A 21179-nucleotide genomic window follows, 5' to 3' on the forward strand; every position below is an offset into this window, starting at 1 on the left:
ACGCGTTCTGCATGGGGTCGACCACCGGGCTTGGTATGGCCACGGCCGACAATCACGCCGTCTGCTGAAACAAGGACGCAACCGACTGACGGGTTCGGCCAGACATTTCCCAAACCGCGTTTTGACAGGCTCAATGCGACCCGCATGAAATGCCGGTCGTCTTCGCTAAACGCGGGGGCTGTCATTACTCTGCGTCCGCCTCTTCTTCCCCATCATGCATTTTTTCGACGAATTGTTCGAAATCACGCGCTTCACGGAAATTCTTGTACACCGAAGCGTAGCGTACATAGGCCACCTGATCGAGGGCATTGAGCGCCTCCATCACCATTTCGCCAATGGTATCGGTGGAAATATCGCTTTCGCCACTGCTTTCAAGACGGCGCTGAATGCCATTAAGGGCCTTTTCAACACGTTCGTCTTCGATCGGGCGTTTGCGACAGGCAAGAAAGATCGACCGCGCCAGTTTGTCGCGGTCGAACAATTCGCGTTGCCCGTCTGTTTTCACAACCATCAACTCACGCAGCTGGACACGTTCGAATGTCGTGAAGCGTGAACCACAGGCAGGACAGAACCGGCGACGGCGAATGGCATGATGCTCTTCGGTCGGACGGGAGTCCTTAACCTGGGTATCGGTATGTCCGCAAAACGGGCAACGCATATGTTTATCTAAGCCTCAAATCGATCAGGAATAGATCGGGAAACGCTTGCAGAGGTCTTCAACCTTTGCACGGACGGCTGCCTCAACTTCGGCATTGCCTTCCGGGCTGTCGACCATGGCGTCAAGAACGTCACCAATCAATTCACCGATCTGCTGGAATTCAGCAACACCGAAGCCACGCGTGGTGCCAGCCGGCGTGCCAAGACGCACACCAGAGGTGATGGTCGGCTTTTCGGTATCAAACGGAATGCCGTTTTTGTTGCAGGTGATACCCGCACGCTCAAGTGCGACTTCTGCCGCGTTGCCTTTCAGGCCTTTCGGGCGCAGGTCAACCAGCATCAGGTGGGTGTCGGTGCCGCCGGTGACGATGTCAAAGCCACGTTTTACGAGGACTTCGGCAAGCGCCTTGGCGTTGTCAACGACCTGCTGGGCGTATTCCTTGAATTCCGGACGCAGTGCTTCGCCAAAAGCAACGGCCTTGGCAGCAATCACATGCATCAGCGGACCACCCTGCAGACCCGGGAAGACGGCAGAGTTGATCTTTTTGCCGATCTCGAGGTTGTTCGACAGGATCATGCCGCCACGCGGACCACGAAGGGTTTTATGCGTGGTGGTGGTAACAACGTCAGCATAAGGAAGCGGGCTCGGATGAACGCCACCGGCAACGAGGCCGGCAAAGTGCGCCATATCAACCATCAAAAGCGCGCCAACCTTGTCGGCGATTTCACGGAAACGCTTGAAATCGATCTGACGCGGAATGGCCGAACCACCGGCAATGATCAGGGCCGGTTTATGCTCAACCGCAAGCGCTTCAACCTGATCATAATCAAGGGTCAGGTCGTCTTCACGAACACCGTACTGAACCGCATTGAACCACTTGCCCGACAGAGCCGGACGTGCGCCATGCGTCAGGTGACCACCCGCATCAAGCGACATGCCCAGAATGGTGTCGCCCGGCTTGCAAAGGGCAAGCATCACCGCACCGTTTGCCTGTGCACCGGAATGCGGCTGAACGTTGACGAACTCGCAGCCGAAGATTTCCTTGGCGCGGTCGATTGCCAGCTGTTCGGCAACGTCCACATACTCGCAACCACCGTAATAACGGCGCGAAGGATAACCTTCGGCGTATTTGTTGGTCAGGACGGTGCCCTGTGCGTCGATAACCGCTTTGGAAACGATGTTTTCCGAAGCAATCATCTCGATCTGGTTCTGCTGACGATCAAGTTCGTCGGTGACAGATTTGTACAGTGCCGGATCAGCTTCGGCCAAGCTGGTGGTGAAAAAGCCTTTGAACGACATGCGGGGGCCTCTTTCGATGCGATGTGACGGGGTACGATCCATCTGGACCGCCTGCCCGTTCCGGTTGATGCCAGATGGCGATAAAATCAGACGGAGCAGGACATTTTTGCGACGCGACCTTCGTGACGACCGCCTTCAAATTCGGTCGACATGAATGCATCCACGCAATCCAGTGCCGTGGCTTCACCCAGAAGGCGTGCACCAAGGCAGAGAACATTTGCGTTGTTATGCTGACGGCAAAGTTCTGCGGAAAGACGGTCATGAACCAGTGCTGCGCGAATTTGCGGATAACGGTTGGCTGCAATGCTCATACCGATGCCTGACCCGCAGACGAGAATACCCGCCTCGGCCTTGCCATCGATAATCGCCTTGGCTACCGCCTGCGCATAGTCCGGATAGTCGACAGAAGACGAACCATCCGTGCCCAGATCAAGCACTTCAATTCCGCGCTTTTTCAGGGTCTCGGCAATGGTTGATTTCAGGTCCACACCACCGTGATCGGAAGCAATGGCAAGGGTCTTGACGGTCATAGGCGTGCCTTCATCCAAAAGCAGAAGATAAAATTTGAGCGCCTTGTAGCATATAGCGTCGGACCTGCCAACGCGCAGCTCACCCAAAACGGCAAGTTTTCCAAACAGAACAGACGCTGCAAAACCGCTACGGTTCAGACGCTCCACATACTGAACACATATGTCGGTTTTCACGCCGTCAACAAGGTCAAACGAGGTAACAGAAGGACGATATCGCCGTACAGGATGATCCGGCCATTTAAACAGTAGTATTGCGCAATCGGTGTGGTTGTATTTCTTGCGCCATCTGAAAGCATGCGGATTTAAATGAATACCGCCAGAACATAAACTTTAATATAGGCCCAATATAACCTGATACAGTGCGGATTTAATAAATTACCTTGTGTTTTTCTGTGGTTTGATTATATCGAAAGAATAGTGCATTAAGTTTAATCTGAATTATCAAATGAAGGATTACTTCAATTATGGCTGAAACTGAGAACAGCGTGCTTGACCGCGACGAACTTTTACAGATGACTGTCGACATTGTATCTGCCTATGTCAGCAACAATGCGCTTGCAGCGGCACAGATTCCGGAACTGATTTCGACCGTTTTTGCTTCTCTTGATGAAATACACGAAGTTGAAAAAGAACCGGAAGCCGAACCGTTGAAACCGGCTGTTCCGATCAAGAAATCCATTGGCGATGACTATATTGTCTGCCTTGAAGACGGCAAAAAGCTGAAAATGCTCAAGCGTCACCTGCGCACGACCTATAACCTCACCCCGGAAGAATACCGTGCGAAATGGGGCCTGCCAGCGGATTACCCGATGGTTGCTCCGAACTACGCCAAGCAGCGTTCGCAGTTCGCCAAGAAAATCGGTCTGGGTCGCAAGGCGAAATAACGCCCTTCCCCACGACTGCTGAAAACAAAAAACGCCGCCCCGTTTCAGGGCGGCGTTTTTCGTATCTGACTGCAAGGTCAGGTCAGCCCGGCTTTACACCGGACTGACCATTTGCAGATGATCACGGATTCTGGATCGCACCGTCAGTGTACTGACCGTCTTTCCAGGTGTAGATCCAGTAACCCGGTGCATCAACGTCGCCTTTGGCGTCAAAGGAGATGTCGCCGAGAACGGTGTTGAACGTCTCGGAATGCAGGGCATCTACAACCGGTTCGAAATCGGTGGAGCCAGCTTTGTTGGCAGCCTGTGCCCAAGCCTGGATCGCACCATAGGTGAACAGGGTGTAACCTTCCGGCTTGTAGCCGATTTCGTCGAAGTATTTGACGAGGTCAGCGTTGCGCGGATCGGTTTCAATCGCCGGGGAAGCGGTGAAGATGGTGCCTTCGCCGGAATCACCAGTGATCGCCCAGTACTCAAGGGTGTTGATCGCGTCACCGGACATTACCATGGTGTCCATGCCCTGTGCGCGCATCTGACGAACGATCAGACCGAGTTCGGTGTGGTAACCACCATAATACAGAACTTCGATGCCTTCAGCCTTAAGCTTGGTCACCAGAGCCGAGTAGTCTTTCTCAGCCGGGGTGATTGCTTCGTAAAGGGCTTCTTCTTTGCCGCTTGCATTAAGGTTTTTCTTGGTTTCGTCAGCCAGACCTTTGGAATAAGCCTGTTTGTCGTGAACGATGGCGATTTTCTTGTCGCCATAGTTGGCAGCAAGATATTTACCAGCAACTTCGCCCTGCTGATCGTCACGGCCGCAAACACGGAATACGTTGTCCATGTCACGTTCAGTCAGCTGCGGGTTGGTCGAAGCCGGGGAAATCTGGATGATGCCTTCTTCGAAGTACACTTCAGAAGCCGGGATCGAGGAACCCGAGCAGAAGTGACCAGCAACAAGTGCGACGTCTTTGCTTACCAGCTGGTTTGCAACAGCAACAGCCTGTTTCGGATCGCAAGCGTCATCGCCGATTTCGAGAACGAGCATTTCGCCGTTCACGCCACCAGCTGCGTTGATGTCGGCAACTGCTTTCTCTGCACCCTGGGTCATCTGTTCACCGAATGCAGCGTACGGACCGGTCATCGGACCGACGGTCGCAACAACGATGTCAGCTTTTGCTACACCCATTGAAAGAACAAGCGCGGAAGCAGTGGCAAGAAGGCCGAGCTTGGTTTTCGACATTAGAGAAGTCTCCCTGTTCCAAAGGTTGATCCCATCACCATGACAGAATCATCTTTTTGGATCTGAAACCGGCCCGTATTTTTCGCCGATTACCGGTTTCAGGTCCCACGTACTGCGGCACGCCAGAATTGGTGTGCATGAGTACAAACCCTGTGATTGCCCGTTATCGGGCAACCGTGCGGGGACGCCGGGCGTCCCCGCAAATATCACCGAACATCAGCACCTTCGCGGGCGCGATATGCAAACGGACCAACCCGTTCATACAGCCACGGATATTGCGACAGCATCTTGTTCACCTGCGTCAGGCGGAACGCCGTAAACGTGATGGCAAACAAGATGACCGTATCAAAAATGTAGCCGGAAAGTGACAGCAGCTCACCTTCGAACAAGGCAAAAACCATGAAGCGGTCGACACAGCCAAGCAGCAAGGCATACGGCACAAGCTGCCAGGACGGCCGCCAGGTGTTTGCGATGGCCTGTCCGGTCATAAAGCCGCAGAACCCCATCAGGATGATGGTCATTCCGATTGTGACACCAATGCTGGTACCCGTAATCGCTTCCATCTCAGAACTCCCTAGTGGCCACCTTCGAGGTAGGCTGCACGGACTTCCGGGTTTGCCAGAAGTTCCGCACCCGTCCCCGAGAGCGTAATGTTGCCATTGACCATCACATATCCGCGATGAGCCAGTTTGAGCGCGTGGAACGCGTTCTGCTCAACGAGGAAGACCGTCATCTTTTTCTCGCGGTTGATCTTCTCGATCGTTTCGAAAATCTGCTTCACGATCAGCGGCGCAAGGCCAAGGGATGGCTCATCAAGCAGAAGAAGACGCGGACGGCCCATAAGAGCACGGCCAATTGCCAACATCTGCTGTTCACCACCCGACATCGTCCCGGCACGCTGGTTGATGCGCTCCTTCAGACGCGGGAACAGATCAAAAACCATTTCGATATCCGAATTGAAGTGTTTCGGATCCTGGGTGATCGCGCCCATCTGAAGGTTTTCATAAACCGACATACGCGGGAAAATACGACGCCCTTCCGGCGACTGCTGAATGCCAAGCTGGCAGATCTCATGCATCGGCATGCGACTGATATCCTGACCTTCGAACAGAATGCGCCCCTTGCTGGCCTGCGGCGAACCACAGCACGTCATCAGCAAGGTGGTCTTGCCGGCACCGTTGGCACCGATCAGGGTTACGATTTCACCTTCATTGACTTCCATATCAATGCCCTTGAGGGCTTCGATATTGCCATAGAAGGTATGTACACCTTCGATTTTTAACATGGACATATCGATGGACTCCCTCAATGCGCTTTCGGATCAAGATGAAGGTCGGCAGCGACTTCCGGCGGCAGTTCGTCATCCTCTTCCTCGCCAAGATAGGCGCGGATAACGGCCGGATCATTCTTGACGGCCTCAGGATCGCCATCGGCGATCTTCTTCCCGTAATCAAGAACGACCACATGGTCGGAAATCTGCATGACGACACTCATGTCATGCTCGATCAGAAGGCAGCCAACGCCCTGATCATCACGGATGCTCTGCAACAGGATGTTCAGTTCCGCCGACTCACGCGGGTTAAGACCCGCTGCCGGCTCATCGAGGCACAGAAGTGACGGATCAGTGCACATCGCACGTGCGATTTCCAGACGACGCTGGGAACCATAAGGCAGGTTACCGGCATTCCAGTCGGCCTGTTCATACAGACCAACCTTCTCAAGCCAGAATTTCGCTTTTTCGACCGCTTCTTTTTCCGCCTTGGCATAGGAGCCAAGGTTGAACAAACCGGCAATAGAGAAGGCAGAAGCCTCCATCAGACGGTTATGCTGGGCAACGATCAGGTTTTCCAGAACAGTCATCCCGGTAAACAGGCGAATGTTCTGGAACGTACGTGCAACGCCGTTGTTGCGCGGAATGCGGAACCCTTCGGTCCGTTCCAGCAAACGCGGGCCATCTTCGGCATGAAGGGTCAGACGCCCCTCGGTCGGAACATAGAACCCGGTCAGGCAGTTAAACACGGTGGTTTTCCCTGCCCCGTTCGGGCCGATAATCGCCGTGATTTCACGCTTGTTGGCGTTGAACGACAGATTATCAATCGCGACCAAGCCGCCGAAACGCATGGTCAGGTGTTCGACTTCAAGCAGTTTGTTGTCGGTCATTTGATTTCTCCGGCAACTTTTTCTTTCTGACTCATATTGAGCAGAATGGTCGGATCACGGAAGGACAACAGACCGCGCGGACGCCAGAGCATGATGGCAACAATGCCTGCCCCGAAGATCAGCATGCGATACTCCGCCAGTTCACGGAACATTTCCGGGAACCCGATCATGACAATTGCTGCCAACACGACACCGATCTGGCTGCCCATGCCGCCCAGAACCACAATCGCCAGAATCACAGCAGATTCAAGGAACGTGAAGCTTTCCGGGCTGATAAAGCCCTGACGGGTAGCAAAGAACGCACCGGCAAAACCACCAAACATCGCGCCGATGGCAAATGCCGACAGCTTGGTGTTGGTCGGGTTGATGCCAAGCGAACGGCAGGCGATCTCATCTTCGCGAAGCGCTTCCCACGCACGCCCGATCGGCAGTTTGCGCAAACGAAGGGTCACGAAGTTCGTCACCAGTGCCAGCACAAGGATCAGGTAGTACAGGAAGATCAGACGATGCATTGACGAGTAATCAAGACCGAACAGATCGCCGAACGATATCGCCCCTTCCGGAACCCGCCGGGAGAAATCGGCAAGACCGAAGAAGCTCGGACGTTCGATCGAGGAAATCCCGTCCGGACCGCCGGTAAAGTCATACCAGTTGATCAGGACCACACGGATGATCTCGCCAAAGCCAAGTGTGACAATCGCCAGATAGTCACCGCGCAGACGCAGAACCGGGAAACCAAGGATAATCCCGAAGCTTGCGGCAAAAATACCGGCCAGCGGCAGGCAAAGCCAGAAGCTCAGATCGAAGTTCTGCGACAGCAATGCATAGGAATATGCACCGACCGCGTAGAACGCGACATATCCAAGATCAAGAAGACCGGCCAGACCCACCACGATGTTAAGCCCCCAACCGAGCATGATGTAAATCATCACAAGGGTTGCAAGGTCGATCGCAGAACGATCATCGCCGAACAGCAGCGGGAAGATGAAGAAGAAGACAATCCCGATCAGACCGATTTTCTTGGTGTTCGAACGATAGGTCAGCTGGATCTTTGCAGACAGCTTTTTGGATTGGTCGACTTCAACAGCCCCCTGCACCTTCATGGTGAAGTATGCCGTGGCAAAAACGATGACGACAAAGGCAATGGCAAGGATCGTGCTGACCACGCTGCCAAACGCCATATCGAGAACAACCGGCGAAACCCAACGGTCATCAAGTTCGCGGAAACGCACGAACATTTCAAAGACCGCAACAGCCGTAACCGTAATCAGGACGGCCTGCCAAAGACGCGAAATGCTCTCGCGACGGAAAATCAGGCCAAGACGACCGATCACGGTGGAGACGATGGCAATCAGGACAAGGTCCCAACGCACCGCCAGTTCCAGACCGGTCGGACGGTCAACCGTCTCGACACCGAGGAGCATGACCGACATCAACAGCGCGATCACAGCAAAGAACGCGAGTTCCTTGACCACTTCCGAGCCGTTGGTACGAGAAGAAGCAAGTGCAGCAGACATCAGACTTTCTCCACCTCCGGCTTGCCGAGCAGACCCCACGGACGGAAGATCAGCACGAGAACCAGAATGCCGAATGTTGCAACATCCTTATATTCAATCGTCAGATAACCCGACCAGAAGGCTTCGATCAGACCGATCAGAAGACCACCAAGCATTGCGCCCGGAAGCGATCCGATGCCGCCCAGAACGGCTGCGGTGAAGGCCTTAACACCGGCAAGGAAGCCGATATAGAAGTCGATCACGCCATAATACAACGTCACCATCATGCCCGCGACCGATGCCAGGGCAGCACCCATGACAAAGGTGGTGGAAATGGTGCGGTCAACGTTAACCCCAAGAAGACCTGCCATCGTGCGGTCTTGCTCACAGGCACGCTGTGCACGACCAAGCGACGTTTTGGCGATCAGCAGCGAGAAGACAACCATCAGAACGAATGTCAGAACGATGATCACGATCTGCATGTAGCTCAGCTGGACGTCGAAATTCGCGCTTTCCATCAGGGTAATGCCGCCCTCAACAAGCGGCTGCATCGGTTTCACGCGCGCACCCTGCGAAATCTGAACGAAGTTCTGCAGGAAGATGGACATCCCGATGGCCGAAATCAGTGCAGCCAGACGGAATGAGCCGCGCAGCGGCCGATATGCGACCCGTTCCACGCCCCAACCGTATATCGAGGTCAGAACCATTGAAACGAACAGCATCAAAAGAAGCGTAAGAGGAAGGATTCCGCTAATACCCGCAGCCTGACAGATCAGGAAGGTAATCAGGGAATGGAACGCACCGATCATATAGATCTCGCCGTGCGCAAAGTTGATCATGCCGATAATGCCATAAACCATCGTGTAGCCGATGGCGATCAGACCGTAAATGGCCCCCAGCGTCAGACCATTGATCAATTGTTGTAGGAAATAAGCCCAATCCATTGCACAACCTTAGATTTGGCACAGACATACAAGGACTTCGCCAGATCAACAGAAGGTATCAATTCACACACAGATGTACTGATTGGATGAGACAATGTCTCCCCATAGCCCCCTGGCAAACCCGCAAAGCCTCCGTCTTATTGTTATCGGGTAACCCCCGGTTTTAACCCCTTATGCCAGCCATTCTTTTTGTGGCCATACATAAAGAGCGCGATTAGAGCGAGGACATTAGACACACGATTTCAAACCCCGCAAGACGCTTTGACATTTTAGTGAAAACCACCAAAACAGGATTTGAAATTGGCATAAAACACTGACTTTGAAAGTCACCCTCGCTTTATATTGTATACATTATCCCTTTTTGAGGACGTATTCAAGTTTTTGTGCAGCAACGCGCTTCAATTGCTCCGGATTCCGGCTGACAGGTCCGGCTACCGTGACTTCCACGCCGGTTTTTCCGTCGATTGCCGTACACCGCAAATAGGTTCCGACCTGGCGGAGCTCAAAGTAAATCTCGTTTGAGGTGTTATATCGTCGGGTCATTAGTGCACTGCTGTTGCGAAAACTGTACTAGGCGAACTAGGCTATTGTGCTCCCATTTTCAAACAACGCAACATATAACAAAACGGGCCCGGAAAACCGGACCCGCTTCATTCAGACATGGACTGAAAAGTGCTTATTTCTCGCCATCAAGCATCTTAACAATGGCCGAGAAATCCATCCCGCCATTGCCGCCGTTTGAATACAGCGCATAAAGGCTTTCGGCCAACGCGCCCATCGGGGTTGTCGCGCCTGCGGATGCAGACGCCTGCTGTGCCAGTTTCAAATCCTTAAGCATCATATCGACCGCAAAACCCGGCTGATAATCGCGGTTTGCTGGCGATGTCGGAACCGGCCCCGGGACCGGGCAATAGCTTGTCAGCGCCCAGCATTGACCGGATGCCTTTGATGACACCTCAAACAGCTTCTGCGCATCAAGACCAAGGCGCTTAGCCAGCATGAAGGCCTCGGAAACTGCGATCATGCTGACACCGAGCACCATGTTGTTGCAAATCTTGCCCGCCTGCCCTGCACCGCTATCGCCAGCATGAATAATGTTCGCACCCATAGCCGACAAAATCGGCTCGGCACTGGCGAAATCTGCTTCGGCACCACCAACCATAAAGGTCAGCGTTCCGGCTGCCGCACCGGCGGTGCCGCCCGAAATCGGCGCATCCACAACGCCAAGCCCTGCCGCCTTGGCAAGCTCGGATGCCTTACGGGCCGAGTCCACATCAATGGTCGAACTATCAATCAGAACCGTACCCGGCTTGGCATGGGCAATCACGCCATCTGCGCCATCATAGACGGCCAGAACATGCTTCCCGGCCGGCAGAACGGTCACGACAAACTCAACGTCGGTTGCAGCATCCCCGACCGAGGCTGATTTCTTGGCACCACCATCAACGGCCTTTGCCACCGCATCTGCCGACAGGTCAAATACCTTGACCGTATGGCCTGCCTTGACCAGGTTTGCCGCCATCGGCCCGCCCATATTGCCCAGTCCGATAAAACCGATATTCGCCATTTGAAGTCTCCTCTGTCACCCGATCGGGGTGTTTTGTTCTGATTTATGGTGATCTGGCGGGACAAGGCTCTCGCCCAATCCGTTCTAAAGATTAAGTTCTTTGTCTTCAGGCAGCATTTCAAAATATTCCGCGACCTCGCGCGGGTCGACCTGTCCGATATCGCCATGCTGCCATTTCGGCGCATGATCCTTATCGACAATCACCGCCCGCACACCTTCAAACAAGTCCGGCTTGCAGACCATGCGCTGCGACAGGCGGAATTCCATGTTAAGCACCTCGGCCAGTGACATGTCGCCACCCTGACGGATCTGCTCGAAACTGACGCAAAGCGCTGTTGGTGATTTACCGCGCAACACCTCAAGCGTTTCTGTGCCAAACGCACTGTCCGCATTTTGCAGGGCCTCAAAGATCGCAACGACGCTGTCGCCCGCAAAGCAATGATTGATCTCGTCACGGATTTCCGAAAGCGGTGCCACACCGAATGGCGTTTCATGCTTTTTAAGGATCTCCTCGGCAATGGCAAAACCATCGCCAGCCCATTCTGCACTGGCAAGTGCGCCCTTGATCGCATCCAGATCCGCACTTTGTGCCCCATGGGTGGCAAGCCCGGCATATAGACAATCGGCCGCCTTGATCCGAGCCCCGGTCAGACCAAGATACATCCCGATCTTGCCCGGGCAGCGTGGCAGGAAATATCCCCCGCCAACATCCGGGAAGAAGCCGATCCCGGTTTCGGGCATGGCAAACAGGGTCCGTTCGGTTACAACCCGGAACCGGCCATGGATTGAAACTCCGACACCACCGCCCATGGTGATCCCGTCCATCAGCGCGATATAAGGCTTTGGATAGGTCGCGATATAATGGTTCAGGTGATATTCCCGACGATAGAACGCATCGAGCATCTCTTCGTCATCGATCTTCCGCGCATCATAAAGGCCACGGATATCGCCCCCGGCACAAAACGCCTTTTCACCAGCGCCCTCGACGATGATGACTTTGATCGACGCGTCCTGCTCCCAGGATTTCAGCTGCGCCATCATCATATCGACCATCGCAAGATCAAGCGCGTTCAGCGCCTTGGGGCGGTTCAACAGGATGCGGCCAACCGGACCATCCTGTGAAAACAGAACAGGTGCTTCGGCGGTATTTTCCGATGAATTTGAAACTGTGCTCATAACCTAGTCTTTCAGGGCAGCGCGCGCGATAATCAGGCGCATGATTTCGTTGGTACCTTCAAGGATCTGATGCACCCGCAGATCGCGCAAAAGCCGCTCAATGGGATATTCCCGAATATAACCATATCCGCCATGAAGCTGCAGCGCTTCGTTACAGACATTAAATCCGGTATCGGTCGCAAACCGCTTGGCCATGGCGCAGAAATGTGTGGCATCGTCGGTCTTGTGATCAAGCTTCCATGCCCCGTTGTGAAGCATCAAACGGGCCGCTTCGAGTTCGGTGACCATATCGGCGAACTTGAATTGCAGCGCCTGAAACTGATCAAGGCTTTTGCCAAACTGCTTGCGCACTTTCATATGCTCGCGTGCATGCTCCATAGCCGCACGTGCACCGCCGATCGAACAGGCCGCGATATTCAGGCGACCACCATCAAGGCCCTTCATGGCGAATTTGAAACCTTCGCCCTCTTCGCCCAGACGGTTTTCGACCGGCACCTTGCAGTTACTAAAGATAACGGCTGCGGTCGGCTGACTGTTCCAGCCCATTTTTTCTTCAAGTTTTCCAAATGACAGGCCTTCGGCGTCTTTGGGCACGATAAAGGTCGAAATGCCTTTCGGGCTGTCATCGCCGGTACGCGCCATGACGACATAAACATCGCTTCGCGATCCGCCGGAAATAAAGGCCTTCTCGCCATTCAGGATGTAATGATCCCCATCGCGTTCGGCACGGGTGCGAAGCGACCCGGCATCAGACCCCGCCCCCGGCTCGGTCAGGCAGTAACTGGCGAAATGCTCCATCGTGACCAGTTTGGGCAAATATTTCGCGCGCTGCGCATCATTGCCAAACGTATCAATCATCCAGCAGGCCATGTTGTGGATCGAAATATAGGCCGCCGTTGATGGGCAGGCTGCTGCGAGTTCTTCAAAGATGACCGCCGCATCAAGGCGCCCAAGCCCCGTACCGCCATGTTCCTCGCCGGTATAGATCGCGGCAAAACCAAGTTCGGCTGCCTTGCGCAGGGTTTCTTCCGGAAAGATATGATTTGCATCCCAGTCGCCCGCATGCGGGGCCATTTCATTCTGCGCGAAATCACGCGCAGCCTGGGCAAATGCCTGCTGATCGTCAGACAGGTTGAATTCCATTGGATCGCCGCCTCTATTGCTTTTCTATTTTCCCTTTACGTAAACGTGAAATCGGCATTTTGTCAATTCATTCGGTATAATCGTACCGAATTATCATAATTGGGCTCCCGAACGCGTGGCACGTGCATGACTTTGCGCTATTTCGCCAAATGTTCCTTGCAGATACCGGGTGGCTGCGCATACCCTCCTCGCGTCAGGAACAACGATAAATCAGGGAAACATTCATCATGTCTTCGACCAAGCCGGAAACAATTGTCCTACATGCAGGCTATCGCGCCGAACCGACAACCGGTTCCGTTGCCGTGCCGCTCTATCAGACCACCAGCTATCAGTTCCGCGACACCCAGCATGCCGCAGATCTTTTTGCGCTCAAGGAACTGGGCAACATCTATACCCGCCTGATGAACCCGACCAATGATGTGCTTGAACAGCGCATCTCTGCCCTTGATGGCGGCGCTGCGGCGGTCGCACTGGCATCGGGTCAGGCAGCGTCCACCTTTGCGGTTCTCAACATCGCGCAGGCAGGCGACAACATTGTCAGCTCCACCGACCTTTATGGCGGCACCTGGAACCTGTTTGCCAATACCTTCAAACAGATGGGCATCGAAGTGCGCTTTGCCGATCCGGCAGATCCCGAAAACTTCCGTCGCCTTGCCGATGACAAGACGCGTGCGTTCTACGCCGAAACCCTGCCGAACCCGAAACTTCAGGTCTTCCCGATCCGTGAAGTGGCCGATATCGGTGATGAACTTGGCATTCCGTTGATTGTCGATAACACCGCCGCACCGGTGATCTGCAAGCCGATCGAACATGGCGCCAGCATTGTCATGTATTCGACGACCAAATTTATTGCCGGTCATGGCACCTCGGTTGGCGGGATCGTGGTTGATTCCGGCAAGTTCGATTGGGAAAAACACGCCAAGCGCTTCCCGCTTCTCAATGAACCGGATCCAAGCTATCACGGCGCCGTCTGGACCGAAGCCGTCAAACCGATTGGTCCGGTGGCCTATGCGATCAAGCTGCGTTGCACGCTTTTGCGCGATGTTGGTGCTGCTGCCTCGCCGTTCAATTCGTTCCAGACCATTCAGGGCATGGAAACCTTGCCGCTGCGTATGGAGCGCCATTGCGAAAACGCGATCAAGGTTGCCGACTTCCTGGCCGCCCACCCGAAAGTCACCAAGGTCATCCACCCCAGCAAACAGGATGGCGAAAGCCGCCGTCGCGCCGACAAGTACCTTAAGGGCGGTCTTGGCTCCCTGATGGGCTTTGAACTGGCAGGCGGCAAAGACGCAGGCGAGAAATTCATCAACTCGCTGGAGCTGTTCTATCACGTGGCCAATATCGGTGATACGCGCTCGCTCGCCATTCACCCGGCGACAACGACTCACAGCCAGCTGTCCGAACAAGATCGCCTGTCATCAGGTGTGACCGACGGCTATGTCCGCCTTTCCATCGGTATCGAGCATATTGATGACATTCTGGCGGACTTGACCCAGGCGCTTGATAAAGCCTGATCAATCCCCGCATCACTACGAGATCAAAGAACCGGTCAGACCTTCGTCTGGCCGGTTTTTCTATTGACGCTTTTGCAGGGCCGCTATAACCAATATCGGCAATACATGCACAACATGCAAAACAGGCAATACAATGTCGAGCGTCACCAGCCGTCAGGACGAAATCCAGAAACTTCTGCGCAATCAGGGTACGGTTCACATCCACGATCTGGCCGCCCTTTTTCACGCATCGCTTGATACCATCCGGCGCGATCTGCGCCAGATGGAAGAACACGGCTATCTGCGTCGTATTCATGGCGGTGCGGTTCTGCCCAATACCGCACATGAAAGCTACACGGAACGCGCACAGGAACTGCAACCTGAACGCACCGCCATTGCCCAAAAGGCCGCGCGTGATCTGATCCCTGATGGTTGCGTGGCTTTCTTTGATAGCGGCACCACCATCTGTGAAGTCGCGCGCAACCTGAAACCGTCCTTTCGTGGCACGGTCATCACGGTCAACCCGATGATCGCGGTCGAGCTTGCCAATCATCCCAATGCCGAAGTCATTATGCTGGGTGGCACGTTTCGTAAGACCGATATGGCGGTATGTGGCCCGACAACCATCGATGAGCTGCGGAAATTCAATGCCGATCTCGCATTGCTTGGCACCTGCGCCCTTCATCCCGAAGCAGGCCTTTCAACCAGCAGCCCCGAAGAACGCGCAACCAAGGCTGCAATGATCGCCCAATCAGCAGAGGTCATAGCCATCACCACCGCTGACAAGCTTGAAACCAGTTTACCGCATCGGGTCTGTGACATTGATGCGATCTCGCATCTGGTGACGGGCCGGAAGCTTTCGACCGGTTATCTTTCCAATTACACCCGGCGCGGCTTGAATGTCATTCAGGCCTGATCATCACCCCTCGCCCTGCGGAGCCGTTTAAAACATGCAAAGCCACGCCATTGCCCATAACCGGGTGCGCGCCATTTTCTTTTTGCATGGTGCCGCCTTTTCAAGTTGGGTGCCCCATATCCCGCTGGTGCAGGGACGTCTTGGTCTTGGGCATGATGATCTCGGTGGCATTCTGTTGGCTGCGGCCATCGGGGTTCTTGCCGTGATGCCGATTGCAGGCCGGCTTGCCGATCGGTTTGGCAGCGAACGCGTGGTGCGCTTTTCCGGTCTGTTCTATTTCATTGCGGTCGGCATTCCGGCCTTCATGCCCGATTACCTCAGCATATCAATCGCGATGTTTTCCCTTGGCTTTTCCGGTGCCTTTCTCGATGTCGCCATGAACGCCAACGGCCTGCAGGTCGAACGGGTCAAGGGACGCAGCATCATGTCGGGCCTGCATGGCTTCTGGAGTCTCGGCGGGTTTGTCGGGGCGGGCATCGCCGCCGCCTGGTTTGCCTTGCCGATTGGCAATGAGCTTCACCTGCCCATCGTGCTGTCGCAGTTTCTGATCGCCCACATGATTGCGCAGGCCGGGCTTTTGACCGACCGTGATGCGCATGATTACCTCGCCCGCAAACAGGATGGTACGGAAAAATCCGCTGCAACCATAAAGGACCGCAACCTGTTCCTGATGCTATTGCCATTCGGGGTTTGCGCCTTTATCGGCCAGTTCGGCGAAGGTGTCCTGACCGACTGGGCAACCGTTTTCATGAATTCCGAACTGTCATCCGGTCCAACCTTGGCTGCCGTCGGCTTTGCCATCTATTCCTGCGCCATGGCCGCCACCCGCCTGTCGGGGGATGCGCTGGTGACGCGGTTTGGCCGGGTGCAGGTGTTGCTGACAAGTTCTGTGCTGGCATCGCTTGGCACGCTTGTTCTGACCTTCTCGCCACATATCGCCATTGCCTGGCTGGGCTGTGCGATTGCCGGGATGGGGCTTGCCGTGATCCTGCCCCTGTTGTTATCCGCAGCATCTCAGGCAACCGGCAAGGGTGGCGGTGCTGTGGTCTCGATCATTGCTGCAACAGGTTATTCCGCCATCATGGCCGGACCGCCGGTGATTGGCGCGATTGGCGAGGCCGCTGGCCTTGTCACGGCCTTTGCCCTGACCGCGATGTTCCTTGCCATGATCATTCCGGTATACCTGCTAACCATGCGTAGCCGCTTGCAAATTGCGGGCAATGGTTGATCAAAGGCGTAATCTGTCCCATAAATTGCCCAGCCTCACATTACAGAGATTAGATCATGGTCAATAAATTCGCCTATGGCACCTTCCCCAGCACTCGACAGCGCCGCAACCGCATGACCGACTGGTCGCGCCGCATGGTCGCGGAAACCCGATTGACCTCCCATGATCTGATCCTGCCGGTCTTTGTCATTGATGGCAAAAACGAACGCACACCGATCCCGTCCATGCCCGGTGTTGAACGCCAGTCCGTCGATATTCTGGTTGAAACCGCCAAACATGCCGAAAAGCTTGGCATTCCGGCCCTGGCGCTGTTTCCCTATATCGATGCCAGCCTGAAAACCAAGGACGCCCGCGAAGCCTATAACCCCGACAACGTCGTTTGTCGTGCGGTCAAGGCGATCAAGGATGCCTGCCCCAATCTGGGTGTCATCACCGATGTCGCCCTTGATCCCTTCAATGCCGATGGCCAGGACGGCATCGTGGTCGATGGCCAGATCCTCAATGACGAAACCACCGAGGCGCTTGTCCGTCAGGCCCTTGTGCAGGCGCAGGCCGGCTGTGACGTGGTCGCACCATCAGACATGATGGATGGCCGCATTGGCGCGATCCGCAAAACGCTTGAGGAAGCCAGCCTCAAGAACGTTCAGATCATGTCCTATTCGGCGAAATACGCATCCGCCTTCTATGGCCCGTTCCGTGATGCGATCGGCTCGGCCAGTGCGCTTGGCAAGGCCGACAAGAAAACCTATCAGCTTGACCCGGCCAACAGCGATGAAGCCATGCGCGAAGTGGCCTATGACCTTGATGAAGGTGCGGACTCGGTCATCGTCAAACCCGGCCTGCCCTATCTTGATGTGCTCTATCGCGTCAAACAGGAATTCGGCGTGCCGGTCTTTGCCTATCAGGTGTCTGGCGAATACGCGATGATGCGTGCGGCTGGCCAAAATGGCTGGCTTGATTATATCGGCTGCGCGATTGAAACGCTGTCCTGCTTTAAACGTGCCGGCGCATCCGGTGTCCTGACCTATAGCGCCATTGAAGTCGCCGAGGCACTGGAAGGCTAAGCTTCCCGCCAGATCGCCACATAATCCGCATTAAAAAAGGGCCTCAATCGAGGCCCTTTTGTTTTGGCTCACGCCGCTAGTACATAACGCGGCCTAAACTGCAACCGCCTCAGCGTCATCTTCAATGCCATGACCAATCGCGCGCGCGCAGAAATGCGGGCGCAGGCCGGATCGGGCAAACGCGCCCTCGATATCCTGCCCGTCAAGGAACCCGCCCCGGTGCACCAGAAGGGTCTTGATCCCCGATGCCAGCCCACCAAGCACATCGGTATGCACCGTATCGCCGACCATCAGCACACGACTGCGATCAACGCCGGGGTGACGTTTCAGCACTTCCTCAAACACATGATGGTACGGCTTGCCGACACATTGCGGCATCACACCCGATGCGTCAGCCGCCAGATGCGCGAAATACCCCGACTCAACCGACAGGAAATCCCCCATCGGCGCACAGATATCCGGGTTCCCGACAAGGATCGGACGCGGATTGTCCTTAAGGCTCGCTTCCAGAAGGGCTTGCTGCGTATCGGTCCAGCTATCGGAATCAATCAACAGGAACCCGCCCACCGCATCATAAAGCGCGCGGTCACTGCCAAGTGGCTCAACATCGCCCGGCAGAATATCAAATGGCCAGTCGGTCGGCGCCATTGCACCCCAATGGGTGATATCGGCATATTCATTCATGAGCGGCGCGACAAACTGCTGACTGCTGATCAGGCTGTTATTGTCAAAATCAAAACCACGATTGCGATGACGTGCCAGAATGGCCTCGCCCGAGCTTGAGGCGTCATTGGTCACAACGGCAATCTTCTTGCCCATCTCCTGAAGGGCGGCAACGGTCTTGACCGCACCGGGAATGGCGCTTTGGCCGCTATTGAGCACGCCAAAGGCATCAAACACGATCAGGTCAAACTGATCGGCAATCGCCAGAAGGTTATCGACATAATCGGTCGCGGCCGGAACCGCATCGGGCTGAACCTGTGGCAGACGCGGTGCATAGCGCAAATAGGCATCCATGGCCTGCGCAAAATCCAGTTGCAACCGATTGGCACTCATAGTCGTTTCTCCCACACAAACAGCACGTCATTCAAATTCCGGCGTATTCAAACCGATTAGCGCTTTAATTACACCTAAAATTATTCGCAACACCACAAACGCGGATAATCAACCAAAACGCATCACGCAGCCCGACCACCCATGCGCTCAGCGCATACCGACAAAGAGCCTAAAGCCCACGTCGAACAGCCCTTTTAGAACAGTTAACGAGAGATTTCACCGGTTTCTGCACTTTTCAAGCCGCAGGCATGCAAAAAACGCATTGGATTAACTGCGTATTCACCCGTAGATTGCCCTCACGAAATGAATAGGACGTATCGACTGATGAATGCGCCACCAAGCAGTTGATCATTCGATACATCCCATGCAAACCGACACGTCAAACCAGCTAACTATTCCGATGCGGAATATCTCGGTGAGAACATGCCGGTTAACTGAATAGACGCCGAATAATCGGCCGGTTTGAAATAGGTGATGAAATGATCGTAACCAAGATTTTTGCTTTCCTTCGCGCTCTGCGCGTTCAGTACCAGACCCAGACTGCGCTGCGTAAACTCGATCCGCGCGAACTGGCAGACATCGGTCTGAACCGCGACATGATCGACGATGTAGCACACCGTGTTGCTTTCGGTCGCTAAGCCACGACCGTAGCGTCCATGAGAAAGCCCCGACAGAGTTTCTGTCGGGGCTTTTTCTTTGTCTGCATTTCAGCATCGCGAAACAACCGCTCGCTACGTTAGTTGGCAAACAGCGCCTTGTGTTCTTCACGCAGGACATTCTTCTGCACCTTGCCCATGGCATTGCGCGGCAGTTCATCAACAAAGAACACGCGCTTGGGCACCTTGAAATTGGCGAGCTCGGATTTGATCGCGGCTATCACACCCTCTTCGCTTAAAGCCCCTTTCTTTTCCGGAACAATGACGGCGACAACCGCTTCGCCAAAATCGGGGTGCTGAACGCCGATCACGGCGCTTTCAACAACACCATCCATCTTGTCGATCAGGGTTTCGATTTCCTTCGGATACACGTTAAACCCGCCCGAAATCACCAGATCCTTGGCACGCCCGACGATATGGACATATCCCTTGGCATCGATCTTGGCGATATCACCGGTAATAAAGAACCCGTCATCGCGGAATTCCTCGGCGGTTTTTTCCGGCATCTGCCAGTAACCGGCAAACACGTTCGGTCCGCGCGCTTCAAGCACGCCGATCTCATCGACACCCAAGGCATTGCCGTCTTCATCGCACACGCGCACCTCGACATCGGGCAATGCCGGGCCGACGGTATGAACAATGCGCTCGCCATCAAGCGGATTGGACGTCGCCATGCCCATTTCGGTCATGCCGTAACGCTCAAGCAACGCCTTGCCGGTGCGTTCCTTGAACGCGGTAAAGGTCTCGGGCAGAAGCGGTGCGGAGCCTGAAATGAACAGCCGCATGCTTGACGTCACATTGGCGGTAAAATCATCACCCGACAACAAACGCACATAGAAGGTCGGAACCCCCATCATCACCGTACTGCGCGGCAGAAGCGCCATCACCTGGTCACGATCAAACTTCGGCAGGAAGAACATCTTCGATCCCGACAGCATCACACAGTGACAGGCAATGAACAGCCCGTGGGTATGGAAGATCGGCAAGGCATGCAAAAGCGTATCATCGCCCGTGAAGCCCCAAAGCTTTTCCAGCGTCGATGCATTGGACCACAGGTTCATCTGGGTCATCATGGCACCCTTGGGCTTTCCCGTTGTGCCGGATGTATAAAGAATGGCTGCCAGCTCATCATCTTCGCACGCCACCGGCGCAAAATCCGTGGATTGCGATGCGGCCCCGTCCATCAGGCTGCCCTCTGCCTGCATGCCCAATGTCAGAACATTGGAAACGCCCTGCTCACTCGCGATTGCCTTGACCTCATCTTCACGATGGGGCTGGCAGACGAAAATCACCGGCGATGCGTTATCCATGAAATAGGCAAGCTCGCCCGCTTGGTAGGCGGTATTAAGCGGCAGGTAAACAAGGCCCGCACGAATGCAGCCAAGATAAAGAAACAATGCTTCGGGGGATTTATCGACCTGAACAGCAACCCGGTCGCCTTTTTTCGCACCAAGCGACGTCAGAAGCCCTGCAATTCGAGCCGATGCATGATCGGCATCGCCATAGCTATAGGTCTTGCCATCTGGCGTCTCGATCAGAACCGAAGACAGGTCTGCCGGAAACCGGTCACGAATGCGCATGAATAGGCTGTTGGTCACTTTACTGCTTCCCCGAGAGTTCGTTTTGACCGGCAGGTTTCCCTGCCGGTCTTTTGTGCGGGCAGCATAGTGCA

21 protein-coding genes and 1 pseudogene are annotated in these 21179 nt (G+C 54.8%); 6 read left to right on the plus strand and 16 right to left on the minus strand.

All coding sequences use genetic code 11. The annotated features are described in order from the left end of the window. The 4 genes and pseudogenes from CMO10_RS09110 to rpiB all read right to left on the minus strand — a co-directional run. A pseudogene (locus CMO10_RS09110) lies at positions 1 to 185 on the minus strand (bifunctional diaminohydroxyphosphoribosylaminopyrimidine deaminase/5-amino-6-(5-phosphoribosylamino)uracil reductase RibD); the annotation flags it as partial. Continuing rightward, entirely contained in the window at positions 185 to 658 is a 474-nt protein-coding gene (gene nrdR, locus CMO10_RS09115; protein ID WP_008891109.1) for a transcriptional regulator NrdR, read from the minus strand. The pseudogene CMO10_RS09110 and the gene nrdR, both read right to left, overlap by 1 nt. 24 nt (positions 659 to 682) lie before the next feature. Beyond that, positions 683 to 1957, minus strand: coding sequence for a serine hydroxymethyltransferase (glyA, locus tag CMO10_RS09120; RefSeq protein WP_044829216.1), 1275 nt, complete (start codon positions 1955 to 1957; stop codon positions 683 to 685). Between the two features lie 86 nt (positions 1958 to 2043). After that, entirely contained in the window at positions 2044 to 2487 is a 444-nt protein-coding gene (gene rpiB, locus CMO10_RS09125) for a ribose 5-phosphate isomerase B (protein WP_297020998.1), read from the minus strand. 464 nt (positions 2488 to 2951) lie between these two features. Between rpiB and CMO10_RS09130 the strand changes: the two genes are divergently transcribed. Further along, on the plus strand, positions 2952 to 3371 hold the full coding sequence (locus CMO10_RS09130) for a Ros/MucR family transcriptional regulator (protein WP_044829176.1): 420 nt from the start codon (positions 2952 to 2954) through the stop codon (positions 3369 to 3371). Between the two features lie 121 nt (positions 3372 to 3492). Here the strand turns inward: CMO10_RS09130 and CMO10_RS09135 are convergent, their stop codons facing one another. The 10 genes from CMO10_RS09135 to CMO10_RS09175 all read right to left on the minus strand — a co-directional run bounded on the left by CMO10_RS09135 (position 3493) and on the right by CMO10_RS09175 (position 13094). Then, on the minus strand, positions 3493 to 4608 hold the full coding sequence (locus tag CMO10_RS09135; RefSeq protein WP_044829177.1) for a branched-chain amino acid ABC transporter substrate-binding protein: 1116 nt from the start codon (positions 4606 to 4608) through the stop codon (positions 3493 to 3495). A 206-nt stretch (positions 4609 to 4814) separates the two neighbouring features. Beyond that, positions 4815 to 5171, minus strand: coding sequence for a DUF6867 family protein (locus tag CMO10_RS09140; RefSeq protein ID WP_044829178.1), 357 nt, complete (start codon positions 5169 to 5171; stop codon positions 4815 to 4817). Positions 5172 to 5182: 11 nt separating this feature from the next. Beyond that, positions 5183 to 5893, minus strand: coding sequence for an ABC transporter ATP-binding protein (locus tag CMO10_RS09145; RefSeq protein WP_044829218.1), 711 nt, complete (start codon positions 5891 to 5893; stop codon positions 5183 to 5185). Between the two features lie 20 nt (positions 5894 to 5913). Continuing rightward, positions 5914 to 6768 (minus strand): ABC transporter ATP-binding protein, encoded by an 855-nt coding sequence (locus CMO10_RS09150; RefSeq protein WP_044829179.1) that lies wholly within the window; start codon positions 6766 to 6768, stop codon positions 5914 to 5916. Next, the gene (livM, locus tag CMO10_RS09155) at positions 6765 to 8285 is read right to left on the minus strand and encodes a high-affinity branched-chain amino acid ABC transporter permease LivM (protein ID WP_297021006.1); all 1521 of its coding nucleotides are present in this window, start codon (positions 8283 to 8285) and stop codon (positions 6765 to 6767) included. The genes CMO10_RS09150 and livM overlap by 4 nt, the downstream gene beginning before the upstream one ends. Then, the gene (locus tag CMO10_RS09160) at positions 8285 to 9208 is read right to left on the minus strand and encodes an ABC transporter permease subunit (protein ID WP_044829181.1); all 924 of its coding nucleotides are present in this window, start codon (positions 9206 to 9208) and stop codon (positions 8285 to 8287) included. Before CMO10_RS09160 ends, livM begins: the two co-directional genes overlap by 1 nt. Positions 9209 to 9559: 351 nt before the next feature. After that, positions 9560 to 9751 (minus strand): DUF6898 family protein, encoded by a 192-nt coding sequence (locus CMO10_RS19815; protein ID WP_044829182.1) that lies wholly within the window; start codon positions 9749 to 9751, stop codon positions 9560 to 9562. Between the two features lie 133 nt (positions 9752 to 9884). Further along, on the minus strand, positions 9885 to 10775 hold the full coding sequence (gene mmsB, locus CMO10_RS09165; protein WP_297021011.1) for a 3-hydroxyisobutyrate dehydrogenase: 891 nt from the start codon (positions 10773 to 10775) through the stop codon (positions 9885 to 9887). 84 nt (positions 10776 to 10859) lie between these two features. Further along, complete coding sequence (locus CMO10_RS09170; protein WP_297021013.1) at positions 10860 to 11951, minus strand: enoyl-CoA hydratase/isomerase family protein; 1092 nt, start codon at positions 11949 to 11951, stop codon at positions 10860 to 10862. A 3-nt stretch (positions 11952 to 11954) separates the two neighbouring features. Beyond that, positions 11955 to 13094, minus strand: coding sequence for an isobutyryl-CoA dehydrogenase (locus CMO10_RS09175; RefSeq protein WP_297021016.1), 1140 nt, complete (start codon positions 13092 to 13094; stop codon positions 11955 to 11957). A 227-nt stretch (positions 13095 to 13321) separates the two neighbouring features. Here CMO10_RS09175 and CMO10_RS09180 point away from each other — a divergent pair, with 227 nt between their 5' ends. From CMO10_RS09180 to hemB, 4 genes are all read left to right on the plus strand, one after another. Then, entirely contained in the window at positions 13322 to 14608 is a 1287-nt protein-coding gene (locus CMO10_RS09180; RefSeq protein ID WP_297021019.1) for an O-acetylhomoserine aminocarboxypropyltransferase/cysteine synthase family protein, read from the plus strand. Between the two features lie 133 nt (positions 14609 to 14741). After that, positions 14742 to 15503 carry a DeoR/GlpR family DNA-binding transcription regulator gene (locus tag CMO10_RS09185; RefSeq protein ID WP_297021021.1) on the plus strand — a complete coding sequence of 254 codons (762 nt, stop codon included), beginning with the start codon at positions 14742 to 14744 and terminating at the stop codon, positions 15501 to 15503. 34 nt (positions 15504 to 15537) lie between these two features. Further along, a complete protein-coding gene (locus CMO10_RS09190; protein WP_297021024.1) occupies positions 15538 to 16731 on the plus strand; it encodes an MFS transporter in 1194 nt (397 codons plus the stop codon). A 56-nt stretch (positions 16732 to 16787) separates the two neighbouring features. Continuing rightward, the gene (gene hemB / locus CMO10_RS09195; RefSeq protein WP_044829188.1) at positions 16788 to 17795 is read left to right on the plus strand and encodes a porphobilinogen synthase; all 1008 of its coding nucleotides are present in this window, start codon (positions 16788 to 16790) and stop codon (positions 17793 to 17795) included. Positions 17796 to 17888: 93 nt separating this feature from the next. On the opposite strand, the gene CMO10_RS09200 is transcribed toward hemB, so the two are convergent. Further along, positions 17889 to 18851: an HAD-IIA family hydrolase gene (locus CMO10_RS09200; RefSeq protein ID WP_297021027.1), complete on the minus strand. Its 963-nt coding sequence runs from the start codon at positions 18849 to 18851 to the stop codon at positions 17889 to 17891. A 479-nt stretch (positions 18852 to 19330) separates the two neighbouring features. Between CMO10_RS09200 and CMO10_RS09205 the strand changes: the two genes are divergently transcribed. Further along, positions 19331 to 19489, plus strand: coding sequence for a DUF1127 domain-containing protein (locus tag CMO10_RS09205; RefSeq protein WP_081579314.1), 159 nt, complete (start codon positions 19331 to 19333; stop codon positions 19487 to 19489). A gap of 98 nt (positions 19490 to 19587) precedes the next feature. Here the strand turns inward: CMO10_RS09205 and CMO10_RS09210 are convergent, their stop codons facing one another. Further along, positions 19588 to 21105, minus strand: a complete 1518-nt coding sequence (locus CMO10_RS09210) for a malonate--CoA ligase (RefSeq protein WP_297021030.1) — start codon at positions 21103 to 21105, stop codon at positions 19588 to 19590. Positions 21106 to 21179: the final 74 nt, after the last annotated feature.

The sequence above is a fragment of the Thalassospira sp. genome, assembly GCF_002709775.1.
Lineage (GTDB): Bacteria > Pseudomonadota > Alphaproteobacteria > Rhodospirillales > Thalassospiraceae > Thalassospira.

Excerpts from the sequence above, each read along its gene's own strand:
- nrdR (WP_008891109.1), bottom strand. The coding sequence starts at position 658 with ATGCGTTGCCCGTTTTGCGGACATACCGATACCCAGGTTAAGGACTCC.
- glyA (WP_044829216.1), bottom strand. The coding sequence starts at position 1,957 with ATGTCGTTCAAAGGCTTTTTCACCACCAGCTTGGCCGAAGCTGATCCG.
- rpiB (WP_297020998.1), bottom strand. The coding sequence starts at position 2,487 with ATGACCGTCAAGACCCTTGCCATTGCTTCCGATCACGGTGGTGTGGAC.
- CMO10_RS09130 (WP_044829176.1), top strand. The coding sequence starts at position 2,952 with ATGGCTGAAACTGAGAACAGCGTGCTTGACCGCGACGAACTTTTACAG.
- CMO10_RS09135 (WP_044829177.1), bottom strand. The coding sequence starts at position 4,608 with ATGTCGAAAACCAAGCTCGGCCTTCTTGCCACTGCTTCCGCGCTTGTT.
- CMO10_RS09140 (WP_044829178.1), bottom strand. The coding sequence starts at position 5,171 with ATGGAAGCGATTACGGGTACCAGCATTGGTGTCACAATCGGAATGACC.
- CMO10_RS09145 (WP_044829218.1), bottom strand. The coding sequence starts at position 5,893 with ATGTTAAAAATCGAAGGTGTACATACCTTCTATGGCAATATCGAAGCC.
- CMO10_RS09150 (WP_044829179.1), bottom strand. The coding sequence starts at position 6,768 with ATGACCGACAACAAACTGCTTGAAGTCGAACACCTGACCATGCGTTTC.
- livM (WP_297021006.1), bottom strand. The coding sequence starts at position 8,285 with ATGTCTGCTGCACTTGCTTCTTCTCGTACCAACGGCTCGGAAGTGGTC.
- CMO10_RS09160 (WP_044829181.1), bottom strand. The coding sequence starts at position 9,208 with ATGGATTGGGCTTATTTCCTACAACAATTGATCAATGGTCTGACGCTG.
- CMO10_RS19815 (WP_044829182.1), bottom strand. The coding sequence starts at position 9,751 with ATGACCCGACGATATAACACCTCAAACGAGATTTACTTTGAGCTCCGC.
- mmsB (WP_297021011.1), bottom strand. The coding sequence starts at position 10,775 with ATGGCGAATATCGGTTTTATCGGACTGGGCAATATGGGCGGGCCGATG.
- CMO10_RS09170 (WP_297021013.1), bottom strand. The coding sequence starts at position 11,951 with ATGAGCACAGTTTCAAATTCATCGGAAAATACCGCCGAAGCACCTGTT.
- CMO10_RS09175 (WP_297021016.1), bottom strand. The coding sequence starts at position 13,094 with ATGGAATTCAACCTGTCTGACGATCAGCAGGCATTTGCCCAGGCTGCG.
- CMO10_RS09180 (WP_297021019.1), top strand. The coding sequence starts at position 13,322 with ATGTCTTCGACCAAGCCGGAAACAATTGTCCTACATGCAGGCTATCGC.
- CMO10_RS09185 (WP_297021021.1), top strand. The coding sequence starts at position 14,742 with ATGTCGAGCGTCACCAGCCGTCAGGACGAAATCCAGAAACTTCTGCGC.
- CMO10_RS09190 (WP_297021024.1), top strand. The coding sequence starts at position 15,538 with ATGCAAAGCCACGCCATTGCCCATAACCGGGTGCGCGCCATTTTCTTT.
- hemB (WP_044829188.1), top strand. The coding sequence starts at position 16,788 with ATGGTCAATAAATTCGCCTATGGCACCTTCCCCAGCACTCGACAGCGC.
- CMO10_RS09200 (WP_297021027.1), bottom strand. The coding sequence starts at position 18,851 with ATGAGTGCCAATCGGTTGCAACTGGATTTTGCGCAGGCCATGGATGCC.
- CMO10_RS09205 (WP_081579314.1), top strand. The coding sequence starts at position 19,331 with ATGATCGTAACCAAGATTTTTGCTTTCCTTCGCGCTCTGCGCGTTCAG.